General features: G+C 69.3%; 15 protein-coding genes and 2 pseudogenes. 11 read left to right on the top strand and 6 right to left on the bottom strand.

The annotated features are described in order from the left end of the window. Nucleotides 1-306 precede the first annotated feature (306 nt). Both QH196_RS19290 and QH196_RS19285 read left to right on the top strand, forming a co-directional pair. Entirely contained in the window at nucleotides 307-2,094 is a 1,788-nt protein-coding gene (locus QH196_RS19290; protein WP_280417200.1) for an acetyl/propionyl/methylcrotonyl-CoA carboxylase subunit alpha, read from the top strand. 144 nt (nucleotides 2,095-2,238) lie between these two features. Further along, nucleotides 2,239-3,183, top strand: a complete 945-nt coding sequence (locus QH196_RS19285; protein WP_280417199.1) for a patatin-like phospholipase family protein — start codon at nucleotides 2,239-2,241, stop codon at nucleotides 3,181-3,183. Between the two features lie 332 nt (nucleotides 3,184-3,515). On the opposite strand, the gene amaB is transcribed toward QH196_RS19285, so the two are convergent. Next, complete coding sequence (gene amaB / locus QH196_RS19280) at nucleotides 3,516-5,051, bottom strand: L-piperidine-6-carboxylate dehydrogenase (protein ID WP_280417198.1); 1,536 nt, start codon at nucleotides 5,049-5,051, stop codon at nucleotides 3,516-3,518. Nucleotides 5,052-5,164: 113 nt separating this feature from the next. On the opposite strand from amaB, the gene QH196_RS19275 reads away from it, so the two are divergent. Together QH196_RS19275 and lat are read left to right on the top strand one after the other, a co-directional pair. Beyond that, a complete protein-coding gene (locus QH196_RS19275; RefSeq protein ID WP_280417197.1) occupies nucleotides 5,165-5,617 on the top strand; it encodes an Lrp/AsnC family transcriptional regulator in 453 nt (150 codons plus the stop codon). A gap of 86 nt (nucleotides 5,618-5,703) precedes the next feature. Further along, on the top strand, nucleotides 5,704-7,059 hold the full coding sequence (gene lat, locus QH196_RS19270) for an L-lysine 6-transaminase (RefSeq protein ID WP_280417196.1): 1,356 nt from the start codon (nucleotides 5,704-5,706) through the stop codon (nucleotides 7,057-7,059). Between the two features lie 43 nt (nucleotides 7,060-7,102). On the opposite strand, the gene QH196_RS19265 is transcribed toward lat, so the two are convergent. Next, a complete protein-coding gene (locus QH196_RS19265; protein WP_280417195.1) occupies nucleotides 7,103-7,459 on the bottom strand; it encodes a hypothetical protein in 357 nt (118 codons plus the stop codon). A 170-nt stretch (nucleotides 7,460-7,629) separates the two neighbouring features. Here QH196_RS19265 and QH196_RS19260 point away from each other — a divergent pair, with 170 nt between their 5' ends. The 6 genes and pseudogenes from QH196_RS19260 (at nucleotide 7,630) to QH196_RS19240 (ending at nucleotide 16,420) form a co-directional block, all read left to right on the top strand. Continuing rightward, nucleotides 7,630-9,450: a serine/threonine-protein kinase gene (locus QH196_RS19260; protein ID WP_280417194.1), complete on the top strand. Its 1,821-nt coding sequence runs from the start codon at nucleotides 7,630-7,632 to the stop codon at nucleotides 9,448-9,450. Nucleotides 9,451-9,841: 391 nt separating this feature from the next. Beyond that, nucleotides 9,842-10,081: a type II toxin-antitoxin system VapB family antitoxin gene (vapB, locus tag QH196_RS19255; RefSeq protein ID WP_280417193.1), complete on the top strand. Its 240-nt coding sequence runs from the start codon at nucleotides 9,842-9,844 to the stop codon at nucleotides 10,079-10,081. Between the two features lie 52 nt (nucleotides 10,082-10,133). Then, nucleotides 10,134-13,688 (top strand): annotated as a pseudogene (locus QH196_RS19250) (ATP-dependent helicase); the annotation flags it as partial. A gap of 408 nt (nucleotides 13,689-14,096) precedes the next feature. After that, nucleotides 14,097-15,008: pseudogene (locus QH196_RS32555) on the top strand (Lhr family helicase); the annotation flags it as partial. Nucleotides 15,009-15,335: 327 nt separating this feature from the next. Continuing rightward, a complete protein-coding gene (locus QH196_RS19245; protein WP_280417191.1) occupies nucleotides 15,336-16,115 on the top strand; it encodes a DNA-formamidopyrimidine glycosylase family protein in 780 nt (259 codons plus the stop codon). Between the two features lie 113 nt (nucleotides 16,116-16,228). Further along, nucleotides 16,229-16,420: a hypothetical protein gene (locus QH196_RS19240; protein WP_280417190.1), complete on the top strand. Its 192-nt coding sequence runs from the start codon at nucleotides 16,229-16,231 to the stop codon at nucleotides 16,418-16,420. A 437-nt stretch (nucleotides 16,421-16,857) separates the two neighbouring features. On the opposite strand, the gene QH196_RS19235 is transcribed toward QH196_RS19240, so the two are convergent. Then, a complete protein-coding gene (locus QH196_RS19235) occupies nucleotides 16,858-18,591 on the bottom strand; it encodes a glycerol-3-phosphate dehydrogenase/oxidase (RefSeq protein ID WP_280417189.1) in 1,734 nt (577 codons plus the stop codon). A 138-nt stretch (nucleotides 18,592-18,729) separates the two neighbouring features. Here QH196_RS19235 and glpK point away from each other — a divergent pair, with 138 nt between their 5' ends. Beyond that, nucleotides 18,730-20,226, top strand: coding sequence for a glycerol kinase GlpK (gene glpK, locus QH196_RS19230; protein WP_280417188.1), 1,497 nt, complete (start codon nucleotides 18,730-18,732; stop codon nucleotides 20,224-20,226). Here glpK and QH196_RS19225 read toward each other — a convergent pair. The 3 genes from QH196_RS19225 to QH196_RS19215 form a co-directional block, all read right to left on the bottom strand. Beyond that, nucleotides 20,208-21,431 carry a PLP-dependent aminotransferase family protein gene (locus QH196_RS19225; RefSeq protein ID WP_280417187.1) on the bottom strand — a complete coding sequence of 408 codons (1,224 nt, stop codon included), beginning with the start codon at nucleotides 21,429-21,431 and terminating at the stop codon, nucleotides 20,208-20,210. The two genes, glpK and QH196_RS19225, sit on opposite strands and share 19 nt — an antisense overlap. 82 nt (nucleotides 21,432-21,513) lie before the next feature. Beyond that, nucleotides 21,514-22,644: a hypothetical protein gene (locus QH196_RS19220; RefSeq protein ID WP_280417186.1), complete on the bottom strand. Its 1,131-nt coding sequence runs from the start codon at nucleotides 22,642-22,644 to the stop codon at nucleotides 21,514-21,516. A gap of 73 nt (nucleotides 22,645-22,717) precedes the next feature. After that, nucleotides 22,718-23,713, bottom strand: coding sequence for a hypothetical protein (locus QH196_RS19215; RefSeq protein ID WP_280417185.1), 996 nt, complete (start codon nucleotides 23,711-23,713; stop codon nucleotides 22,718-22,720). Nucleotides 23,714-24,102: the final 389 nt, after the last annotated feature.

Below are 24,102 nucleotides of genomic sequence, written 5' to 3'. Positions count from 1 at the left end.
AACCCCCGGCCACAAAGGGGGCAAAAACCCCGCGCCCCTACGGCGCGCCAAAGATACTGTGATCTACCCCCCTACTACTCAGTAGGGCTATCCGAGTTCCCGCATTGTTGGCAGACTGCCTACACTCGCCCGGAGACATACATGTCGACCGGGCGCGGAGCCCGCGTAGCGGATCCGAACCCACGGAAGCGGAGCCCACGAAGCGATCCGACCCTTTTACGGACCGGCGGACCCCGATCCGCGGGAGCGGAGCCGAGGCGCGGCCCATCCCGCACAGCGACCACAGAGATTGCAACAGGAGGCTCAGTGCCCAGCCATGCCAGCGCGCGGATCACGAAGGTACTCGTAGCTAACCGAGGCGAGATTGCCGTCCGCGTTATCCGGGCAGCCAAGGACGCCGGTCTCGGCAGTGTCGCGGTTTACGCAGAACCCGATGCCGACGCGCCTTTCGTCAAGCTCGCCGACGAAGCGTTCGCCCTGGGCGGGCAGACCTCGGCCGAGTCGTATCTCGTCTTCGACAAGATCCTCGATGCCGCGGCCAAGTCCGGCGCAGATGCCATCCACCCCGGTTACGGCTTCCTCTCCGAGAATGCCGACTTCGCCCAGGCCGTCCTCGACGCCGGGCTGATCTGGATCGGGCCTTCCCCCCAGTCCATCCGCGACCTCGGCGACAAGGTCACCGCCCGGCATATCGCCGAGCGCGCGAACGCGCCGATGGCGGCCGGCACCAAGGATCCGGTCAAGGATGCGACCGAGGTCGTGGAGTTCGCGAAGAAGTACGGCGTTCCGGTTGCGATCAAGGCGGCGTTCGGTGGTGGCGGTCGCGGTATGAAGGTCGCGCACACCATCGAGGAAATCCCCGAACTGTTCGAGTCGGCCACCCGTGAAGCGGTTGCCGCGTTCGGTCGTGGTGAATGCTTCGTCGAGCAGTACCTGGACAAAGCCCGCCACGTCGAGGCACAGGTCATCGCCGATAAGCACGGCAACGTAATCGTCGCAGGCACCCGTGACTGCTCGCTGCAGCGCCGCTTCCAGAAGCTGGTCGAAGAGGCCCCGGCCCCGTTCCTGACCGACGAGGTACGCGCCGAGATCCACGCCTCCGCCAAGCGGATCTGCAAGGAGGCCGGTTACTACGGTGCCGGCACCGTGGAATACCTGGTGCAGGGCGATACCGTGTCGTTCCTCGAGGTCAACACTCGCCTTCAGGTGGAGCACCCGGTCACCGAGGAGACCTCCGGCCTGGACCTGGTCCGCCAGCAGTTCCGGATCGCCAACGGCGAGAAGCTGGAACTCACCGAGGATCCGGCCCCGCGCGGGCACTCCTTCGAATTCCGGATCAACGGCGAGGATGCCGGCCGCGGCTTCCTGCCCGCCCCCGGCCCTGTCACCGCGTACTCCGAGCCGACCGGCCCGGGCGTGCGTGTGGACTCCGGTGTGGTGGCCGGCAGCGTGATCGGCGGACAGTTCGATTCCATGCTGGCCAAGCTCATCGTCACCGGCGAGAACCGGACCCAGGCGCTGGAGCGGGCGCGGCGTGCACTGGCCGAATTCCATGTGGAGGGCCTGGCCACGGTGATCCCGTTCCACCGGGCGATCGTGGAGGATCCCGCCTTCGTCGGTAACGGCGAATCGTTCGACGTCTACACCAAGTGGATCGAGACCGAATGGAAGAACACGGTCGAGCCGTTCACCGGCGGCGCCCCGGTCGAGGAGGACGGCGAACCGCGTCAGAAGGTCGTGGTCGAGGTCGGCGGCCGTCGTGTCGAGGTCTCGCTGCCGGGTCAGTTCTCGGTCGGTTCGGGCGCCCCCGCGGCCGGCGGTGCGGTGCGCAAGAAGCCGAAGCCGCGTAAGCGTGGCGGCGCGGGCGGCGGTGCTGCCTCGGGTGATGCGGTCACCGCGCCGATGCAGGGCACCGTCGTGAAGGTCGCCGTCGAGGAAGGCCAGTCCGTCGAGGCCGGGGATCTGATCGCGGTACTCGAGGCCATGAAGATGGAGAACCCGGTCAACGCACACAAGGCGGGTGTGGTCACCGGCCTGAATGTGGCGGCCGGCGCCGCGATCACCCAGGGCACGGTGCTCGCCGAGATCAAGTAGGGCCGGACGCGGTCGCGTGCCCCGCGGTTCACCGAGAACGGGTGAGCGACCGTATGCCGACAGCCGGGCCAACACTGAATGCACAGTGTCGCGGAGCGGGTGCGTGGTCGAGATCACGCACCCGCTCCGGCGTATGGTGACCTGGTGAGCGCAGTATTACCGACGGTCGCGGAGGTGATCCACGGCCGTTTCGCATCCTCGAGCCGATCCGACGGCCATCGACTGGTGCTCGTGATCGAGGGCGGCGGCAGCCGCGGCGTGTACTCCAGCGGAATGGTGCACGCCCTGGAGGATCTCGGGCTCGCCCAGATATTCGATGCCGTCTACGGCACCTCCGCGGGCGCCATCAACGCGGCCTGGCTGCTGTGCGGACGAGCGGGGCGCGGAGTGAAGGCCTGGACCGACGCTGCGATCATGCGCCGGGCGATCGATCCGGCGCGGATGCTGCGCGGCCGGCCCGCCTTCGATCTGAACTATCTCGTGCACAAGGTCTACGACGGCCTGCACCCGATGGATTTCCCCGCGATCCTGGCGAACGAGACCACCTTCCACCCCATCGCCACCGATATCCGGACCGGTCTACCGGTGGATCTGCACCCGTACATCGTGGACAAGACAACCTTGAAGACGGCGCTGCGCGCCTCCTCGGGACTGCCGCTGCTGGCCGGTCCCCCGGTCGCACTGGGCGGGCGCCGATACTTCGACGGCGGGCTGGCGGAGACGGTGCCGGTGCGCACTGCCCTGAAGAACGGGGCGTCCCACGCGCTCATTCTGCGGACCCGCCGCGCCGACGAACGCCGCCCGCCCGCACCACGGCTGCACAACCTGGTGGGCGGTACCTATATGCGGCTGAACGCCCCCGGCGCCTACCGGGCGTGGAAGGAACGCCCCGGTCAGCAGGCGGTGGAGGATGGGGCCATTTCCGAGATGGGAGCGGCGGCGCAGCAGATCCACCCGCCCGCGGGGGCACCGGATATCAGCAGCATGGAAACCGACCCGGGGATGCTGGCCCGCGGTATGGCGATCGGCCACCGTGCGGTCACAGAATTCTTCGCCGGGCTGAGCCTCGTCGCCGCCGAACCCGGCTGAGCCTCGGTCGCCGCCGAGTATCTCGAAACCACGGCCCGGCCCGGCGCACCTCGGTGTACCGATCATGCCCGGCGCGGTGTTCGTACGCTCCGCCCGCCGTGCCGACCGTGCGATTCCCCGCCGGCGGCGCCGCGCAGCCAGACCTCGCCGTCATGAGCTGTCAGCGACCGGCCCGCAGGCCCCATTCCCTCGCTCGTCCGGATGCCCGGTCTACGCCCGCCGGAAACCGGTGCGACCCCGGCGATCGTGCCCGGGCCACCGGCGGTCGGAAACGCCCAGCCCGCCCGGCAGACGTGATCGGACCCACGGGCCGCTGTCCGCGACCTACGCGATCAGTCGAAGCGGATGCCCTGGGCGAGCGGTAGGTCACTGGAGTAGTTGATCGTGTTGGTGGCCCGGCGCATATACGCCTTCCACGCATCCGAGCCTGATTCGCGGCCGCCGCCGGTATGCTTCTCGCCGCCGAAGGCACCGCCGATCTCCGCGCCCGAGGTGCCGATGTTGACGTTGGCGATACCGCAGTCGGATCCGTCCGCGGCCAGGAAGCGTTCGGCCTCCCGCTGATCGGTGGTGAATATCGCCGACGACAGTCCCTGCGGCACGCCGTTGTGCAGTGCCAGGGCGGTGTCGAAATCGTCGTAGGTGAGCACGTACAGGATCGGGGCGAAGGTTTCCTCGCGCACGATCTCGGTCTGATCCGGCATCCGGACGATCGCGGGATGGGCGTAGCGGGCCGCGGGGCCGACGCCGTCGACCGTGACCTCGTGCCCACCGCAGACCAGTTCGCCGCCGTCGCGGCGGGCCAGCTCTATTGCGTTGCGCATCCGCTCCCAGGCTTCGGGCCCGCTGAGCGGGCCTACCTGGACACCGGCGTCCAGCGGGTTTCCGATACGCAGTTGCCGATAGGCGCCGGCCAGGCGGTTCAGGAGTTCGTCCGCGATATCGGTGTGCACAATCAGCCGGCGCAAGGTCGTACAGCGCTGGCCCGCGGTGCCGACCGCCGCGAAAACGATGCCGCGCAACGCCAGGTCGAGATCCGCAGAAGGGGTGACGACGGCCGCGTTGTTGCCGCCCAGCTCCAGCAGGCAGCGGCCGAAGCGGGCCGCCACCCGCGGGCCCACCTGGCGGCCCATCGCGACCGAACCCGTGGCACTGACCAGCGCTACCCGGTCGTCGTCGACCAGTTGCGCCCCGGCCGCACCGGTGCCGAGGACGAGCTGATGGATTCGCGGGTCGGCCCCCGTGGCACGGGCAGCCCGGCGTAACAGGGCATGACAGGCCCATGCCGTCAGCGGCGTCCGGTCCGACGGTTTCCACACCACGGTGTCGCCACAGACCAGGGCAACCGCGGTATTCCACGACCAGACCGCGACAGGGAAGTTGAATGCCGAGATCACCCCGGCCACGCCCAGCGGATGCCAGGTCTCCATGAGCCGGTGGCCGGGCCGTTCCGAGGCCATCGTGTAGCCGTAGAGCTGCCGGGACAACCCCACCGCGAACTCGCAGATATCGATCATCTCCTGGACCTCGCCCCGCGCCTCGGCCGGGATCTTCCCCACCTCGAGGGTGACCAGTTCGGCGAGTTCGTCCTGGTGGCGCCGCAACAGGACGGCCAGTTCCCGGACCACCGCCGCGCGTTGCGGCGCCGGAACGGTGCGCCAGTCGCGGAAGGCCGCGGCGGCCTCCTCGATCGCGGTGTCGATCTCGGCGGGGCTTGCGGGCCGCAGCTCGGCGAGCACCTCGCCGGTGATCGGGCTGTGTACCGCCATCTCACCGGTGGGTGGCGGTTCGATGCCCAGCGCATTCAGCAGGGCGGGTACCCGGTGGGCAAGCCGGACGGTTCGGGTCTCGCTGTCGATCTCGGTCATCGCGACCTCCTCGGGTTCGGCCGGACGAAATACGCTGTGCGAATGGCACGGCCGGAGAATGAACGTTCACAACTCCAGTTCCGGCGGTGTGCCCGCTACGTTAGCCTTCGCTGATGGCGGAAACACCGGCAAAACCGACCCTGGATGAGATCGATCGCCTGCTGATCCGGGAACTGATGGCCGACGGCCGGGCGACACTGTCCAATCTGGCCGAGAAGGCGAGCCTTTCGGTATCCGCCGTGCAGTCGCGAGTACGCAGGCTCGAGGCGCGCGGTGTGATCCGGGGCTATACGGCCGATGTGGATCCCGAGGCGCTGGGACAGTTGCTGTCGGCATTCGTCGCGATCACTCCTCTCGATCCGTCGCAGCCCGATGACGCGCCCGCGCTGCTGCAGCAGGTGCCGGGTATCGAGGCCTGTCATTCGGTGGCGGGCGAGGAGAGTTACATCCTGCTGGTCCGGGTGGCCTCCCCCAGGCATCTGGAGCAGTTGCTGCAGCAGATCCGGGCGACGGCCAATGTCCGTACCCGAAGCACCATCATCCTGCAGACATTCTACGAGAAGTAATTGATAACGTAACAAATCCTTCTTGTTATGGATCTGTCAGGAAAATTTCCCAGCATCTCGATTCGGGCTCCCGTACCGTCGGGACTGTGACCATCGAACTGGAACGATCCGGCTCCGGCGGTGACACCGACCGCATCCCCGCGACCCGCGTCCACGAGACGCTGTCGGCGCATATGCTCGCCGACGGATTCGATCTGGTACTGGACCTCCCCGCTTCCTACGGCCGCCACCTGGTGGACGCCCGCGACGGCACCGACTACCTCGATATGTTCGGGTTCTTCGCCTCCAGCGCGCTCGGCATGAACCATCCGGCGCTCGCCGGGGACGCCGCCTTCCGGAACGAACTGATCACGGCCGCGGTGAACAAACCGAGCAACTCCGATATCTACACCGTCGAGATGGCCCGGTTCGTGGACACCTTCGCCCGGGTACTCGGCGACCCCCGGCTACCGCATCTGTTCTTCATCGACGGTGGAGCACTGGCGGTCGAGAACGCGCTCAAGACCGCGTTCGACTGGAAAAGCCGGCACAACGAGCTACACGGCCGCACCGCACTGCCCGGCCGTGAGTCCGGCGTTCTGCACCTGACCGGCGCGTTCCACGGCCGCAGCGGGTACACGCTGTCGCTCACCAATACCGACCCGGTGAAGACCGACCGTTTCCCGGTTTTCGACTGGCCACGGATCGAAACCCCGTGGCTCGGTGGGTCCGGCGATATCGACCGCGCCGAACAGCATGCGCTGGAACAGGCCGCACGTGCCTTCGGGGAGCGCCCGAACGGAATCGCCTGTTTCCTGGCCGAACCCATCCAGGGCGAAGGCGGCGACCGGCATATGCGGCCGCAATTCCTGCAGGCGATGCAGCGGTTGTGCCACGCCAACGATGCGCTGTTCCTCCTCGACGAGGTACAAACCGGGGCGGGCGCGACCGGAACCCCCTGGGCCTACCAGCAATTGGGGCTACAGCCCGATGTGGTCGCGTTCGGGAAGAAAACCCAGGTGTGCGGCATCATGGCAGGCGGCCGGGTGGACGAGGTCAGCGAGAACGTCTTCACCGTCGGCTCCCGGCTCAACTCCACCTGGGGCGGCAACCTGGCCGATATGGTGCGGTCCCGGCGGATACTCGAGGTCGTCGAACGCGACGGGCTGATCGAACGCGCGGCGGTACTCGGCGAACACCTCCAGGCACTACTGCGTGAACTCGCGCAGCGGCATCCGGCGGTCACCGACCCGCGCGGGCGGGGCTTGATATGCGCGATATCCCTGCCCGAGCCCGGTTTCCGCGACGCGGTACTCACCGCGTTGCGCGAACAGGAACACGTCCTGATGGCCGGGACCGGATCACGCGGTATCCGTTTCCGGCCACCCCTGACCGTGGAGCCCGCGGAGTTGGAAGCGGCGGTCGCCGCTGTGGACCGGGTGCTGCGAGACCTGACTGAGTGATCGACCGGCTGTGGCCGGCCGGTGCGGTAAGAGGTTTCGGCGATCAGATCGCCCGGTCGCCGGGCTCGGGCCGTAACCCGAGTGCGCCCTCCACGAACCGATGCACCGCATCCAGCCCGGCCTCCAGAGCAGCACCGTGGCCGGGCCTGGACCAGCCGGATATGCGCGCGCTACCACCCGATTCCGGCGCAACCACGATCTCCGCGACCAATTCCGCCGTGACCGGATCGCATACGGCCCAGGAGAAATTCGACTCGTCCGCCCATTGGGCATTCCGCCTCGACACATATTCCGGATCCGTTATCCCGCCCTCCTGTAGCGCGGGCCGATCATCTATTCGTTCGTCGGCCCGCAGCGCACGCAGATACCACGCTCCCGCATTGATCTCGATCGGCTCCATCCGCCCACCCTGGCACAGAGCACAGCGGCATCGGCGCTCTCGGTGCTGCCGGTCACGCTGTGCGGGCCGGCGGGTCACCATTAGGGTCGGAGTACAGTCCGGGCGCCGCACGGCCCCGGACCACCGCGCCCGCCGGGACCCGCGGCGCGACGGTGACAGGAAGGATGGGCATGGCTGGGCAGCGACTGGGCCCCTACCGGCTCGAGCGGCTGCTCGGGCAGGGCGGTATGGGCCAGGTGTGGCTGGCGCACGCCGATCCCGTGGGCGGACGGCAGGGGCGGACGGTCGCGTTGAAATTGCTGCCCGCCGAGCTCGCGGCGGACCCGACCTACCGGAGCCGGTTCGAGCGGGAGGCCGAGCTCGCCGCCCGCCTGCACGACCGGCATCTCGTATCGATCCACGCACACGGTGAGCTGGACGGCCGGCTGTTCATCGAGATGGAGTACGTCGAGGGTGAGGATCTGTCGCGGATCCTGCACCGTGGTCCGCTGCCGCCGGAGCGGGCCGTCGATATCGTCACGCAGACAGCGGCGGCGCTGGACGCCGCGCACCGGGCCGGTTTGGTGCACCGGGATGTGAAACCGTCCAATATCGTCATCCGGCGCGACGGCTTGGTTTACCTGATCGATTTCGGTATCGCACACGGAGCCGGCAGTACGGCGCTGACCGCATCGGGTCTGGCGGTGGGCACCTGGGCGTATATGGCGCCGGAACGGTTCACCGGTGACACCGACGCGCGGGCGGATATCTATTCGCTGGGCTGTGTGCTGTTCGAATGCCTCGCCGGTATCCGGCCGTTCGGCGATACCGATCCGGCCCGGCAGATGCACGACCATCTCACCACCGCCCCACCCAGTGTGCGGGCACTGGTGCCGGGTATCCCCGAGCGGCTGGACGCGGTGATCGCCCGCGCGCTGGCCAAGGAACCCGGGGACCGTTTCGCGTCGGCCGGTGAGTTCGCGCGGGCCGCCGCCGCGACGCTGGGCCTCCCGAGCCCGCCTGCCGCACGCGCGCCTGCCGAACACCCCGGAATCCACCGCTACGAGCTCGACGCGGGTCCAGCGGGCACCCGTCGATACGAAGCACCGGCCCGGCCGGCCACTCGCCGGTACGAGGCCCCGGTGCCCGCGGGCACACCCGGCCCGAATCCGAGCACCCGACGTTACGAACCCGGTGCGGAACCAGCGGGCACGCGCCGATACGAGGCGGCCACGCCGCCCCCGGGAACCCGTCCCTACACCGGCCTCGCCGCGGCCGGTGCCGCGCACGGAGCGGCCGGGCCCGGTCATCCACCGACCCGGGCATACACCCGGCTGGAAACCGCCCACGCCCCCGGCGGCGCACCGCCCGGTGGCGAAATGGCGCATGCGGGAGCCCGGCCGGTCGCGCCGGCCCGCCCGGCGTCCCGCCCCTCGGCGCCGCCCGCACGGCGTACGCCCCGAGCTCGTCCGGCTCCCCGGCCCCGGCGGCGCAAGAGCCGCTTGCGCAGGCTGCTGCTGTGGTTGGTCGTGCTCGTGGTGATACCGCTGCTCCTGATCGGCGGATGTATGGCGGCGCTGGTGAAGGGTGTGGGATCGATCGAATTCTTCTCCGGCGACGACCGGCCCACCGCGTCCGCGGGAACCGAGGTCCGCGACGGCAGCTTCGAGTTCCTTGTACGGAATGTGGAATCCGATGTGCCCACCATCGGTTTCGACCGCGCCCAGGGCATGTTCGTGGTGGTGAGTTTCACCGTCCGCAATATCGCGCCCGAGCCGAAGACCTACACCCCTCTGGGCCAGGAACTGCACGATACGGCCGGCGGCAAGTTCGGCCCGGACGTGACGGCCACCGCGCAGCGCGCCGCCACTGCCGCGGCCCCGCGCACACTGCAGCCGGGGGAATCGCTGGGTACACATCTGGTGTACGAGGTGCCGGCCGGATCGGTGCCGGCGAGTATGACCTTCCGCGATTTCCCGTTCTCGCTCGGTACATCGGTCGCGCTGGGCTGACGCTGCCGGCATATCGCTACGCCAGAACGATTCAGTCGCGATGCCGGGATCCGGCGTCAAGATCGCGTAGTCTGGATGGTGGCGCGGCATCCAGGCCGAGCAGTCGGGCAGCTTCTCTGGTTCGCCGCTCCGGGCCCACCAGCACCCGTGCGCCCGCCGGTGGTTCGAACACCCGGTCCACCAGCGCCGCCCGTCCCGCCGGGGTGAGCGGCTCGCCGGCCGGGAAACGTGCCGCCTTCAGCGCCGCGGTACATCGTGGGAGATCAACTCGAGTTTGCGAACACCAGGCACCGTCGCAGCACAGAAACACCGAACTGTCACCGGTCGCCGGCTCGGATCCAGAGTCGGCTCCCGGCCCGTCGTGCCCCCGCGAGCAGGAGGTGATCGAGGAATGACAGATATTCTGATTCGTGCCGTGCCCGGCGCAATAGTCGACGAGATAGACCGGCAAGCTCATGCGCTCGGGATATCCAGAACAGCGTTCCTCCGCCGCCGGCTCGACCGGGAATTCCGGCCGGTGGGCGGGGTGAGCACCGCCGATCTGGTTCGCCTCGCCGAGTTGATCCGCGATTTCGGGACGCCCGAGATCACCGACGAGGATCCCGAACTGGTCGACGGCAGCCTGCCCTGAAGGCCGGGGCGTCCACCGGCAACTGTCGGTGGACGGGTGCAGACTGGAATCCATGACCGAGTTCTCCGCCGCCACCCAGCAGTGGTTCGACGGTGCGTTCCCCGCGCCCACGGACGCTCAGCTGGGTGCGTGGCGGGCCATCTCGGCCGGTGAGCACACCTTGGTGATCGCGCCCACCGGGTCCGGTAAAACCCTCTCGGCGTTCCTGTGGGCCATCGACAAGCTGGCTCGGGCCGACCCGCCGGTGGCCGGCACGTCCGTGCTCTACATCTCCCCGTTGAAGGCGCTGGCGGTGGATGTGGAACGTAATCTGCGGTCGCCGCTGGTGGGGGTACGCCAGACGGCGCGGCGGCTCGGGCTGCCGGCGCCGGAGATCAGCGTGGGCGTCCGGTCCGGGGATACCCCGGCGCAGGAACGGCGGCGGTTACAGCGCACGCCCCCGAACATCCTGATCACGACCCCGGAATCGCTGTTCCTGATGCTCACCTCCGCGGCCCGGGAGACGCTGCGCGGGGTCCGGACGGTGATCGTGGACGAGGTGCACGCGATCGCCGGGTCCAAACGCGGGTCGCATCTGGCGCTCTCGCTGGCCCGGCTGGATACGCTCACCGAACGGCCCGCCCAGCGGATCGGGTTGTCAGCGACGGTGCGCCCGCCCGCGGAAGTGGGCAAATTCCTGGTGGGGCCGGCCCCCATCACCATCGTGTCGCCGCCCGCGCCGAAAACCTTCGATCTGTCGGTACGGGTGCCGGTCGAGGATATGACCGAACCGGGTGATTCCGAGCAGCCCGGTTCGCTGTGGCCGCATGTGGACGAGTCGATCGTCGAGCTCGTTCTCGCCCACCGGTCGTCGATCGTCTTCGCGAACTCCCGGCGCCTGGCCGAACGGCTCACTGCCCGGCTGAACGAAACCTACGCGGGGCAGCTCGGAGAGGGGCCGGAAACCGACCATGCCCCGCCCGCTCAGCTCGGCCCTTCCACCGAGGTCACCCACGGCGCCGAACCGCTCCTCGCTCGCGCGCACCACGGCTCGGTGAGCAAGGAGCAACGAGCTCTCATCGAGGACGATCTGAAGAGTGGCCGGTTGCGCTGCGTGGTGGCCACCAGCAGCCTCGAACTCGGTATCGATATGGGGGCCGTGGACCTGGTAGTCCAGGTCGAGGCGCCGCCCTCGGTGGCCAGCGGGTTACAGCGGATCGGCCGCGCCGGGCATCAGGTGGGCGAGATCTCGCGCGGGGTGCTGTTCCCGAAACACCGCACCGATGTGATGCACTGCGCGGTGGCGGCGCAACGGATGCTGGCCGGGCAGATCGAGGAACTGAAGATTCCCGCGCATCCGCTGGATATCCTCGCGCAGCAGACGGTGGCGGCCTGCGCCCTGGAACCACTGGACGTCGACACCTGGTTCGATACCGTCCGCGGCACCGGAAGCTATGCGGCACTGCCGCGGTCGTCCTACGAAGCCGTACTGGACCTGCTGGCCGGGCGCTACCCGTCCGACGAGTTCGCCGAACTACGCCCGAGGCTGGTCTGGGATCGCGACGCCGGCACCCTCACCGGCCGCCCCGGCGCCCAGCGGCTGGCGGTGACCTCCGGCGGCGCCATCCCCGACCGTGGGATGTTCGCGGTGTACATGGTGGGCGAGAAAGCCTCCCGGGTAGGCGAACTCGACGAGGAGATGGTCTACGAATCGCGTGTCGGCGATGTGTTCGCGCTCGGCGCCACCAGCTGGCGGATCGAGGACATCACCTACGACCGCGTCCTGGTGACCCCAGCCTTCGGTCATCCCGGCCGGTTGCCGTTCTGGCACGGTGATTCGCTGGGCCGCCCGGCCGAACTGGGTGCCGCGCTGGGCGAATTCGTCCGCAAGGCCGGTTCGGATACCGCGTCGGGGGATTTCACCGCGCGCACGGCCGCCGCCGGGCTCGACGAGAACGCCGTCGGCAATCTGCGTGCGCTGCTGGACGATCAGCGCACCGCCACCGGCCGGCTGCCCACCGATCGCACCCTGGTGGTGGAACGATTCCGCGACGAACTCGGCGACTGGCGGCTGATCCTGCACTCCCCCTACGGTATGCCGGTGCACGCGGCGTGGGCGCTGGCCGTCGGCGCCCGGCTGCGCGAACGGTTCGGGGTGGACGCCTCCCCCAATGCCTCCGACGACGGTATCGTCGTACGGCTACCCGACACCACCGACGAACCCCCGGGCGCGGAGCTGTTCGTCTTCGAACCGGACGAGATCGACGAGATCGTGACCGAGCAGGTGGGCGGTTCGGCCCTGTTCGCCTCCCGGTTCCGTGAATGCTCCGCCCGCGCACTGCTACTTCCCCGCCGGGATCCCGGTAAGCGCGCGCCGCTGTGGCAGCAGCGGCAGCGGTCGGCCCAATTACTCGATGTCGCACGGAAATTCCCGGACTTCCCGATCCTGCTCGAAACAGTGCGTGAATGCCTGCGCGATGTCTACGATCTGCCCGCGCTGCGGGATCTGCTGGGCCGGGTGGCGCGGCGGCAGATCCGGCTGGTCGAAGTGGAGACGGCCACCCCGTCCCCCTTCGCCAACGCACTGCTGTTCGACTACATCGGCCAGTTCATGTACGAGGCCGACAGCCCACTCGCCGAACGCCGCGCGGCGGCGCTGTCCCTGGACTCGAGCCTGCTGGCCGAACTACTGGGCCGGGTGGAACTACGCGAACTGCTCGACGGCGACATCATCGCGCAGACCGAACAGGAACTGCAGCGGCTCACCCCGGAACGCAAGGCGCGCGATGCGGAGGGCCTCGCGGATCTGCTGCGCCTGCTCGGGCCGCTCACGGCAGACGAGGCCCGGCAGCGCTGCCGGGAAGACCCGGCGGACTGGTTCGCCGGACTCGCCGGTGCCCGGCGGGCCCTGGAGGTGACCTACGCGGGCCGGGTCTGGTGGGCCGCGATCGAGGACGCCGCCCGGCTCCGCGACGCACTGGGCGTTCCGCTGCCGATCGGCACCCCGGCGGCCTTCATCGAGCCGGTGCCCGATCCGCTGGGCGATCTGGTGGCCCGCTTCGCGCGCACCCACGGCCCGTTCGGTGCGGAAGCGGTCGCGCGGCGCTTCGGCCTGGGTACAGCGGTGGTCACCTCGGCACTGCATCAACTCGTGGCCGAGAAGCGGGTCGTCGAAGGCGAGTTCACACCCGAGACGGCGGGGTCGGAATGGTGTGACACCCAGGTCTTGCGCCGGTTGCGCCGCCGCAGCCTGGCCGCCGCCCGGCACGAGATCGAACCGGTTTCCACCGCCGCCCTGGCACGCTTCCTCCCCGACTGGCAGCACATCGGCAGCGGGGAGTTGCGCGGTATCGACGGCGTGGCGGTAGTGGTCGACCAGCTCGCCGGGGTACCGGTGCCGGCTTCGGCGTGGGAGTCGCTGATACTGCCCGCCCGCGTCCGCGACTACACACCGGGGATGCTCGACGAGCTGATGGCCACCGGTGAGGTCCGGTGGTCCGGGCACGGGATGATCAACGCCAAGGACGGATGGATCGCCCTGCACCCGGCCGACCAGGCTCCGCTGACCCTGCCGCCCCCGGATGAGCTGGAACTCGACGACCTCCACCTCACCCTGCTGACTGCACTGGGCGCCGAGCCCGCCGCGTGGTCGGCACCGCCCACCGGTACGGCCGCGGGACGCGGGACGGCAGCCGGGCAGGAGCTGGGATCGCCGGCGGAAGGTCCTGCCGCCGGACCCGATACAACCGACAGCCGACTCGAAACACCGTCACCGACAGGCTCCCTCACGGGCAAGGCCAGAGCCGACGGGCGGATCGGACCGTCGTCGCCGGCAAAAGGCTCCGCCACGAGGCGGGCTGAAGCCGACAGCCGACTCGAAACACCGTCACCGACAAAAGGCTCCGCCACGGCGCAGGGTGAAGCCGACGAGCGGCTCGAAATATCGTCGCGGACGGCGGGTTCTGCCGCGGGCGGGGAGGCAGTCGGCGGGCGGCCCGGGCCGGGCCGGGTTTCCCCCCTCGTGGCTCTGCGCGGTGGTGGGGGCGCCTATTTCTTCCGTCAGCTCGCCGATGCGACGGGCGTTCTCGACGACCCTCGGGTCGCGGCGGCGCTATGGGACCTGGTGTGGGCCGGGCTGGTTTCCGGCGATACCTTCGCGCCCGTGCGCGCGCGCCTCTCCGGGACGACCCGGGCACCGGCCGCGCACCGCACTCCCCGGCGTGCGCCCCGCGGGCGCGCCTATCTGCCCCGTCCGGCCATGCCGACCCGTTCGGGCCCACCGACCGTGGCCGGCCGGTGGTCGTTGCTGCCCGAGCGCGCTCTGGACAACACGGTTCGCGCCCACGCGACCGCGGACCTGCTGCTGGAACGCTACGGCGTGGTGACCAAGGGCGCGGTGCAGAACGAGGGGATGCCCGGCGGGTTCGCACTCGCCTACCGGGTTCTCAGCGAATTCGAGGACCGCGGCCGCTGCCGGCGCGGCTACTTCGTGGACTCGCTCGGCGGCGCGCAGTTCTCCACCACCGATGTGGTGGACCGATTGCGCTCCTTCGAGGGCGACCGGCGCCCGGCCGCCCCGGCGCTGGTGCTGGCGGCCTGTGATCCGGCCAACCCGTACGGTGCCGCCCTCGCCTGGCCCAAGACCGCCGGTGGGGCCGGCCACCGTCCGGGCCGCAAAGCGGGGGCGCTGGTCGTGCTCGTCGACGGCGAACTCGTGCTGTACCTCGAGCGCGGTGGCCGGACCCTGCTCACCTGCACCGAGGACCCGGCCGCCCGGCACGCCGCCGCCACCGCGCTGGCCGATCTGGTGCGTTCGGGCCGAGTGGATTCGCTGGTCATCGACCGGGTCGACGGCGAATCGGTGCACGGCAACACCTTCGCCGGTTTCCTGACCGAAGCCGGTTTCAGCGATACCCCGCGCGGCCTGCGTCTGCGCGGACGACGGTGACCGGCTCGGGCCGTCCGGCCCCTGCTCTCGTGCAGGCGCCGGTACCCGCCCCCTGGGTAGAAGGTGACGCGGCGCGCCGCCGGGCTCCCTGCCGGAACAATCACGGGATGACGCCGTCCGGTGACGACACGGTGGTCCATCCGCTTCATGGTGCTGCGGGCACACATCGGCCGGTACCGAACAGCCGTTCGCACGGCGCGCGGGTGTTCCGCTCTCTCCCCGCCGATGCTCGGGAATACCGGCCGGTGCCGGTCGTCCATTCCCACAAGGACAGGGAATTTCCCCCGAGCCGCGCCGGTGGAGCCACCCGCGAAGTGGAGGAGGACCATGCCGGAAGGTGATGTGGTGTTCCTGGCCGCCGGTCGGTTGCGGGCAGCACTGGTAGGCGAAACGCTCACCCGCAGCGATTTCCGGGTCCCCCGCTACGCGACGGTCGATCTGCGCGGGCAGGTCGTGGACAGCGTCGCCAGTTACGGGAAACACCTGTTCGTTCGCACCGAGACGGTCAGCATCCACACGCATCTGAAAATGGAGGGCAGCTGGCGGGTGTTCCACTGCGGCCAGCGCTGGACCAAACCCCGGGTCACCGCCAGGCTCGTGCTCGGCACCGACGAGGTGGAGGCGGTGGGATTCGATCTGGGGCTGGTGGAGGTGCTGCGGCGCGCCGACGAGCACACCGCGATCGACCATCTCGGCCCCGACCTGCTGGGCCCCGACTGGGATCCGGCCGTTGCCGTCGACCGGCTGGCGCGGCAGCCGGACACCCCGATCGGGCTGGCGCTACTGGATCAGCGCAACCTCGCCGGAATCGGCAATATCTACCGCAGCGAAGTCTGCTACCTGCGCAAGGTGCATCCGGCCCGGCCGGTCGCCGAGGCCGGCGACCTGCTCGCCCTCGTCAACGAAGCGCGCCGGGTCCTGTATCGGGCCGCTCATCAGCCGCCGTGGCGGCCGCTGGTCTACGGGCGGGCACGCCGCCCCTGCCAGCGCTGCGGTACCGCTGTCCGGGTGGAACTGCTGGGCGAGTCGGCGCCGCCCGGTGATCGGGTGAGCCGCCGGGAACGCGGAATCTACTACTGTCCGAAATGCCAGGTCATACCGGAATGAGCACGTAGTCTGTCGCATATCGGCCGTTGCCACTTCTGTGACGGTCGCCATGGGCGTGGTAATGATCGGCATCGTCGCGACGACACACGGGTACCGCACCGGAAGCAGGTCCCATGTACACCCGAACTCTCCACCTGGCCGCCTTCGCCGGCAAAATGTTGTCGGCGATATTGGCTATCGTGGCGACCGCGGTGTTCTGCTATTTCCTGCTCCACCCCGCCCCGGCCCCTTCGAGCACCACGCCCACACCACTCGGCCCCGCCATCACCACGGCTCCCGCAGACATCCCGCCTGCGGCACACTGACCGCCCGCCAGCCGATTCACCGACCACCCACAGCCGACCCCCGAGCGACCACTCGACGCAGTCGCCGACGTTGCGCAGCGCCCGATGACGGGAGATCTCCGTACACCAGGCGCCGGCCGTAAGGGTGCCGGCCCGGCCCCGTAGTGCCGCGAGCAGCCGCCGACGCCCACGCTATCCGCGGTAGCCGCCGCCTACGGCCCAGCGGACCACCGAAACCGGCGGCAACCGTTGAGGAGGCGATCGCCTGCTGCCGAACGGCCTGTGCATCACGGCGCCTGCCCATGGCACGCCAGACCAGGTCCCCGACGCGCCGTCACCGGCTCGGAAGCCGGGCACCTGGTATCGATGAGCGGAGACGACCCGCCCCCGTGGCCATTACATACACCCGATTGCAGGTCGCGCGCTGCCGTGGAGCTGCGGCGGGGCACGATCCGCGTTCAGCGTTCGATCGGCACCGGTTCCAGGATCTCCGGCCGGGGCTCCGGCGCGGCGACGCGCAGCGCGTCTGCGGAGGCGTCGTCGGGCTGGGTCTGTGAGCGCACCTCGGCGTCTACCCGGGCCAGGTAGGTCCGGACCTCCCGGCTCGTTTCGGCCTCGTCCCAGCCGAGCACCCCGGCCATCAGACCCGCCACTTCCTCGGCGCAGTCGGCGCCGCGGTGCGGGTATTCGATGGAGATGCGGGTGCGGCGGGCGAGCACATCGTCGAGATGCAGTGCGCCTTCCGCGGCGGCCGCGTACACGGCTTCCACCTTCAGGTACGAGGGCGCGGCCGCGATCGGCTGCCGTAGTTCCGGGCGGTCCGCCGCGAACGCCATGACCTCGTCGATCAGTGAGCCGTAGCGGTCCAGCAGATGCTTCACCCGGTAGGGATGCAGGCCGTACTCGTCGGCCAGTTGCACCGTCTGGTTGACCAGCGCGAAATACCCGTCGGCGCCGAGCAACGGAACTTTCTCGGTGATCGAGGGCGATACCCGGGCCGGAATGTCCTGCGCGGCCTCGTCCACCGCGTCGTAGGCCATCACCCGGTACGTGGTGTATTTCCCGCCGGCAATCGCGACCAGGCCCGGTGCGATCCGGGCGACCGCATGCTCGCGCGACAGCTTCGACGTGTCGTCGTTCTCCCCGGCCAGCAGCGGCCGCAGGCCGGCGTATACGCCGTCGATATCGTCATGGGTGAGCGGGGTGACCAGCACCTGGTTCACCCGTTCGAGCAGGTAGTCGATATCGGCTTTGGTGGCGGCCGGATGGGCCAGGTCCAGATTCCAATCGGTATCGGTCGTGCCGACGATCCAGTGCGCACCCCACGGAATGACGAACAGTACCGAGGTCGCGGTGCGCAGGATGATCGCGGCATCGCTGACGATCCGGTCCCGCGGGACCACGATATGCACGCCCTTCGATGCCCGTACATGGAACCGGCCGCGCTGCTGCGACAGTGCCTGCACCTCGTCGGTCCACACTCCGGCCGCATTGATCACCACATGGCCGCGGACCTCGGCGCTGCGCCCGTCCTCGCTGTCGCGTACCCGGACCCCGACCACCCGGTCCGCTTCGCGCAGGAACCCGACTACCTGGGTCGAGGTGCGGATCACCGCCCCGTAGTGGGCCGCGGTCCGGGCCACCGTCATGGTGTGCCGAGCATCGTCGACCACCGTGTCGTAGTAGCTGATCCCGCCGATCAGTGAATTCCGGCGCAGCCCCGGCGCCAGCCGCAGGGCGCCGTGCCGGGACAGATGACTCTGCCCGGGAACCGATTTCGCGCCACCCATGGTGTCGTAGAGAAACAGTCCCGCAGCCACGTACGGGCGTTCCCAGCCCCGGCGTGTAAGCGGATACAGGAAGCGCAGCGGTTTCACCAGATGTGGCGCGAGCCGCGCCATGGACAGTTCGCGTTCTTTCAGCGCCTCCCGAACCAGCCCGAATTCCAGCTGTTCCAGATATCGCAGGCCGCCGTGGAACATTTTCGACGAACGGCTGGAGGTGCCCGATGCCAGATCCCGCGCCTCCACCAGCGCCACCCGCAGTCCACGCGTCGCGGCGTCCAGCGCTATACCGGCCCCGACGACCCCGCCGCCCACCACGATCACATCGAAATGGTCCTTGCCGAGCCGGTCCCAGGCCGTGCGCCGCTGGTCCGGTCCTAGAAACTGTGATCCCGGCTGAATGGTCATGGGTTTCGACTCCTGGAGCGTTCGACGAGGTCGGCTGTGGTTCCGTGAGTTCGCCCTACAGCCTATGCGCAGATCCGCGCGGATCGGGCGCAGCGAGACACCCGTCACCGACATGCCCGGTTACGCTAGCCTCCTGCCATGCGCTATGTGGCCGCCATCGACCAGGGCACGACCTCGAGCAGATGCATTCTCTTCGACCGTTCAGGCCGGATCGCGGGTCTGGCGCAGCGGGAACACGAGCAGCTCTTCCCGAAGCCGGGATGGGTGGAGCACGATCCGGAAACTCTGTGGCGTAACACCGAATTCGTGCTCGGTGCGGCTTTGGACGAGGCCGGGGTGCGGGCAGCCGATATCGCGGCGGTCGGTGTCACCAATCAGCGCGAGACCACGGTGGTGTGGGAACGCGAGACGGGCCGGCCGATCCACAACGCCATCGTGTGGCAGGACACCCGCACCGACCGGCTGTGCACCGAACTGGCCGGTGAGCAGGGCGCCGGCCGCTACGCCGACCGCACCGGACTACCGCTGTCGACCTATTTCTCCGGACCGAAGGCGCGCTGGATCCTGGATACCGTTCCCGGCGCCGAACAGCGGGCCGAGGCCGGGGAGCTGTGCTTCGGCACCGTGGACAGCTGGGTCCTGTGGAATCTGACCGGCCGGCACATCACCGATGTCACCAATGCGTCACGAACGCTGCTGATGGATCTCCGGAGCCTGCAGTGGGACAGCGAGATCTGCGCGGAGATCGGCGTGCCGACGTCGATGCTGCCGGAGATCCGCAGTTCCTCGGAGGTCTACGCGGAGATCACCTCGGGACCGCTGGCGGGGATACCGGTCGCCGGCATCCTCGGCGACCAGCAGGCCGCGACGTTCGGGCAGGCGTGCCTGTCCCCCGGCGAAGCCAAGAACACCTACGGCACCGGGAACTTCATGCTGCTGAACACCGGCACCACACCGGTGTTCAGCGAACACGGCCTGCTCACCACCGTCTGCTACCGGCTCGGCGAGCAGCCGCCGGTGTATGCGCTGGAGGGGTCGATCGCCGTCACCGGCGCCCTCGTGCAGTGGTTCCGCGACAACCTCGGCATCATCGACGCAGCGCCGGAGATCGAGGATCTGGCCCGCACCGTGGACGATAACGGCGGTGCCTATATCGTGCCCGCTTTCTCCGGGCTGTTCGCTCCGCGCTGGCGGCCCGATGCCCGCGGTGTCATCGCCGGCCTCACCCGGTTCGTCACCAAGGCGCATCTGGCGCGGGCGATCCTCGAATCGACTGCGTTCCAGACCCGTGAGGTGATGGACGCGATGCGGGCGGACGCCGAAGCCAACGACTTGAACCTGGAATCGGTCGCGCTCAAGGTCGACGGCGGGATGGTCGCCAACGATCTGCTCATGCAGTTCCAAGCCGATATCCTCGACCTTCCGGTGGTTCGCCCGCTGGTCAACGAGACCACCGCCCTGGGTGCCGCCTACGCCGCGGGGCTGGCGGTCGATTACTGGTCGGGTACCGACGATATCCGCGCCAACTGGACCGCCGAAACCACATGGAACCCGGCCATGCCGGCTGCCGAACGCGAGTCCCGGTTGCGCGACTGGAACAAGGCCGTGGAACGCACCTACAACTGGGCGGACTGACCGGCCGCCGCGGGGACGGGCTCCACTGCCCGCGCCAGCCGGGCCACGGCCTCTCCCAGTACTTCGGGCGCGGCGGTGGTGAAACACATGCGCATGGCATGCGAGTACGGGGTGGCGACCGCGAACGCCTGCCCGGGCACGAAGGCGACACCCGCGTCGAGCGCACGGGGCAACAGTTCGGTGGTGTCGGTACCGTCGGTGAACTCCGCCCACACGAACATCCCGCCGGAGGCGGAACTGCAGCGCAGGCGATCACCGAACTGCTCGGCCACGGCGTCCACCAGCGCGGTGGCGCGGGCGGCGTAGACCCCTCGCACCGTATCGATATGGCCGCCGAGCCACGCGGTATCGGCCAGTAGCTCGGTGGCGATCTGCTGGGTCAGCGCGGAACCGCACAGGTCGGCGCCCTGTTTCAGCAGTTCGACCGCGCGGCAGACCCGTTCCGGGGCGACCATCCATCCCACCCGCAGGGTCGGGGCCAGGATCTTGGAGGCCGAGGACAGCCGGATCACCGCCGGCGAATACGTCGCGACCGGTTCCGGTGCGGGCCGGTCGAACCACAGTTCGCCGTACGGATCGTCCTCGATCACCCAGAACCGGTGCTTCTCGGCCGCCGCGGCCAGCGCGCGGCGCCGGCGAGGGCTCATGGTGACACCTCCCGGATTGTGGAAGTTGCTCACCGTATGCACGACCGCGGGCCGCTGCCCGGCGGCGATCAGTTCTTCGAGCAGGTCGACCCGCATACCCTCGCTGTCCAGCGGCACCGCCACGATCTGCGCGCCGGCGGCCCGGAACACCTGGAGCGCACCGACGTAGGCCGGATCCTCGACCACGACCAGCGCGCCGGGGTCGAGCAGCACCTCCGCGAGCAGCGATAACGCCTGCTGGGAGCCGTGGGTGACGAACACTTCCCCGACCCCGACCGGCCGGCCCAGTCGCACGGATTCCCGACCGGCGAGGACATCGCGCAGCGGCCCCCAGCCCGGCGACTCGGTGTACTGGAGCACGCCGGGACTGCGCAGCGCCGATTCCGCCGCCGCTGCGATCCGCGGACCGGGCATGAGCGCGGCATCGGGCAGACCACCGGCGAGGCTGATGACATCCGCCGCGGCGGTGAGTTTCAGCAGGTCGCGGATGGCGGAACTGGTCAGCCCGGCCAGTTTTCCGGCCAGCGGCGCAGCTTCTTCATCGGGTTCATCGGGCATGGGGGCCTCCGGGTATCACCTGGTCGATACCCAATCATCCCATGTAAACCAGAATATGAAACTGTGATCTCAAATCATGGGATCAACGGCGATCCTCGATAACCCACAGCAGGGTCTGCCCATCGCGCTCCACCGTGGTGACCGTCTGCTTGTACACCGTCGTCACCCCGTTCGGCCGGCGCTCGGTGAGATCCACATCGAAGGTATTGGCGGTCCGCTCGGTGATCCGCACACAATGCTGTGTACCGGCCGGGATCTGCTCATCGATGCCGCGCTGGATGGTCTCGGCGGAGGAAATGGCCGGCGAATCCGGCGCCACGAACTCCCGCGCAGCGGCACCACTGCGCTGGACATAGAAGGCGTGCTGGAATCCGAGCACGGCATCCGGCCCGCTCGTCGTATCGCCCGCACCGCTACCCACCGTGACCGCGCCGTCCTGCGTCGCCGGGCAACTCAGCCCTTCGATCGCCTCCGCGGTGGGCCCGGTACCCCCTTCACCGCCGTCACCCCGGACCACGACAATCGCCACACCGACCGCGATGAACGCCACGATCACCGCCGCCACCGTGACAATCGTGCCGATAGGCAGATCGCGACGCGGTTTCTCGGTCAGTGCGCTCGACACCGACTGCGGCGTGAGTTTCTGTGCGATCGGGTCGCTGTCCCAGGACAGGCCGCCCCCCGAACGCGGCCGCACCGGCTCGTCGCCTCGATCGCCCGGCTCGGAACCGGGCCAGCGCAGATCTGCGGCACTGTGCCGCACTGTCGCCTGCTCCGACTCCGGCGCCGGATCGGTACCCGGCCGGCGTGGCGACGCCGGATCGGCAGGCAGCGGATGACGCACCGTCGTGTCATCGGCACCCCCCGGCCGCGGACGGGTCACCGGCACGGAATCACCGGACGCCGGATACGCCGGCGTGGAACTGTCCGGCGCACGATACTGCGGCGGCGGCGCAGGAACCGTCGGCGGCTCCGGTGCCGTGCCCGCAGCGCCGTCGGCCGGCCGCCAGGCCAGCTCCGGGTTCTCCGCACCCGCCGGTTGCCAGCCCTGCACCGGTAGATCACCGGTAGGTGGACCGAACTCCGAAACCGGCGGCCCGAACTCCGATACCGGGGGGCCGAATTCCGATACCGGCGGCCCGAAATCACCCGTGGGCGGACCGAAATCCGCCGGGTCGGATTCGCGCCTCTTACCTTCGCCCTCGCCGGTCACAGCCCATCCCTTTCGAGACACGCGGGGGGGGCGGCCGTACCCGACCGCCCCACCCGGCAAGATTTCACTCGTATCAGTACTGGAGCGAACCACCCCACTGGGTGTTGACACCAGCGACGTTGATCGACTGCTCCGGGTAGTTCCCCGGCGGCAGCAGCGGCGGGGGCGGCGGAATCTCGGCCGCGGCCTTCAACGCCTCCGCGCCGCCCGGCTGCATGGCGATCCAGTGCTCGACAGCCGCCTTGGCGGTATTCACCGGGGTGGTATCGATCGTGTGATCGAGCCGGTTGTCCGGCAGCCCGTTCCCACCCGTGAAGGTGGAGACATTGATGGTGTTCTCATCGACGAACTCCACCGAGATACCGGCCTCGCCGGTACCCGTGGGGGTACGGAAACCGGCCGTACCGACATACCCCGACTCGTTCGTGAAGTGATGCGTATTGGCGAAATGCCCGGGCGCCAGCGCACCACCGTCGATGGCGGCACCGACCTCCATATGCGCGCCCTGCATCTCCACCACCGGCGCCACCGGCGCCGACTGCAGGCGCGGAGCCTCCCACTCGGGCGCCTGCGGCTGGACCAAGGTTTCGGTGCCCGGGTCGGCGGCCTGCGCGTCCCCCTCGGTCTCGGCCTCGGGATCGGCCGGCTGCCCCGGCACCGGAGGCTGCTCACCCTCGGGCTTATCCGGCGCGATCGCCGGCTGCACCGGATCGTCCTGACCCGGAACGGGCAGCGGCGCCACACGCGGCGTGGTGACACCCGGCTGAGTCGGACCCGTAAGAGCCTGCTCGCCTTCCTCACCCGGCTTCGGCGTCGTCACACCGGGCTGACTCGGCGTAGGAGTATTACCCGACTCCTCGTCGTTCCCGTCCCGGCTCTGCCCGCCCTCGTTCTGCACACCCGGCTGACTCGGCGTGGTCTCCGGCCCCTCCTGCTCCGGCGTGGCACCCGGCTGCGCGGGCGCCGGAGTCGTCGGCGTGGTCGGCTGATCACCCGGAACGGCCCCCGCCGGCGATGCGAAGATGGCCATGGCCGCTGCGGTCGCAAGCGGCAGCGAAGTGCTCGCCACCGCCCGAGTCGCCCGGCTCGGCTTACGATGTTTCACTATTCGCCCAATCCCTTTCCCGGATGCGGCGGCACCTGTGCACCGCAACCAGTTCTGCCTCATCTGAGACACGACTCCAGCGGTGGCCTGAGTGGGCCGTTCGCTGTCCGAGTCCGAAAGGACGAACCCCCCGGCACCAAACCTCGCGACCGCCCGCCGATCGCAATCTCTGCCCCGGAAGTCAACCACACCCCGGCCCGTCCGGCAATCTGTGCTGGATTTATTTGCGCGCCTTCGGCGCGCGGGTTTCGGCCCCTTTGGTCCCTGCTTTGCGGCCACGGTGGAGGCGGGGGGGGCGCCGTGGGTGGGGGGGGGGAAGGGGGGGCGGGGGCCAACCGTTTGGGGGCGGGGGA

It is taken from the genome of Nocardia carnea (genome assembly GCF_029868325.1).
GTDB classification, from domain to species: domain Bacteria; phylum Actinomycetota; class Actinomycetes; order Mycobacteriales; family Mycobacteriaceae; genus Nocardia; species Nocardia carnea_C.
Note: the sequence above shows the minus strand (reverse complement) of the source record. Positions and strands in the feature narration are given on the sequence as shown.